Raw genomic sequence first — 1,002 nt, 5'->3', positions numbered from 1 at the left:
TTGCTGTGGTGAAGGAAACCGGCGACTCCATGCTCTTTCCAGAGCTTTATCATTTTTAACAAGATCGTGAAAATAGCTGCATACCTTTGCTAAACGGGTAATCTCTCGAAAACTCAAACAGCGAATAATCTGTAAATGTATTAATTCGGGCAAGTAGAAGAATGGAGCGTTATTGTTGTAATAAGGAGTAACGTCCCTACCTGCACTGACACCCGTTGGTGCTTCCTCCAGTTGAGCTTGCACAGGTATTGGCAAGAGTGCTACGTCTATGCTCGAACTGCTTTTCACAGGGTCCATGCCCGATTCCTCCATGGCTCCAAATTCAGTATTTATCCTTGCTTGGGAAGGACATTCAAAATTGATCCGTTCTGTTAGACTCGGCTTTAAAGCGGAAGTTCAAAATATTGAGGTCAGTGGAACCAAGATTATTGATAGCTCCTGCAAATGTTTGTTTTTATCAGCTTTCCGGACACGCAAAGCGTTATCGAATAAAAAACCAACCTTTTGAACAGGAGCTGACTGTTATGCAAAGTCACTGGCAGGAGCATAAAGCTCAGCTGCAACACTATATAGCCCGTGAAGTGAGCGAACCATCGGCAGTGGATGACATTCTGCAGAACGTCTATCTGAAAGCGCATAGCCAGATTCAGACACTGAAATCAGAAGACAGAGTGGCTGGCTGGTTATATCGGATTGCCCATAATGCCGTCATGGATTACTACCGCCAGCAAAAGCCCTGGGATGAGTTGCCAGACGACCTTGCCGCCGCGGAAGAAGATGATGCAGAAAAGAGTCATCAGGAACTGGCCCGCTGTCTGGTGCCTATTATGGATGAGCTGCCCGAGAAGTACCGGATTCCCCTGCGGATGTCAGAGCTGGAAGGCATGAGCCAAAAACAGGTGGCAGTAGCCCTGGGCTTGTCAGTGTCCGGTGCCAAGAGCCGAATCCAACGTGGCCGGGTTCAGCTGAGAGAACGTTTCACTGCCTGCTGCGATATTGAAA

2 protein-coding genes are annotated in these 1,002 nt (G+C 47.7%); one reads left to right on the top strand and one right to left on the bottom strand.

The annotated features are described in order from the left end of the window. The coding region (locus KDK16_RS08900; protein ID WP_257275672.1) for an F-box protein at positions 1 to 297 on the bottom strand (297 nt) is incomplete at its 3' end. A 227-nt stretch (positions 298 to 524) separates the two neighbouring features. On the opposite strand from KDK16_RS08900, the gene sigZ reads away from it, so the two are divergent. After that, positions 525 to 1,002 (top strand): RNA polymerase sigma factor SigZ (gene sigZ / locus KDK16_RS08895; RefSeq protein WP_257275671.1); only part of this gene is annotated, 478 nt, incomplete at its 3' end.

Source organism: Endozoicomonas sp. SESOKO4 (assembly GCF_024606275.1).
Note: the sequence above shows the minus strand (reverse complement) of the source record. Positions and strands in the feature narration are given on the sequence as shown.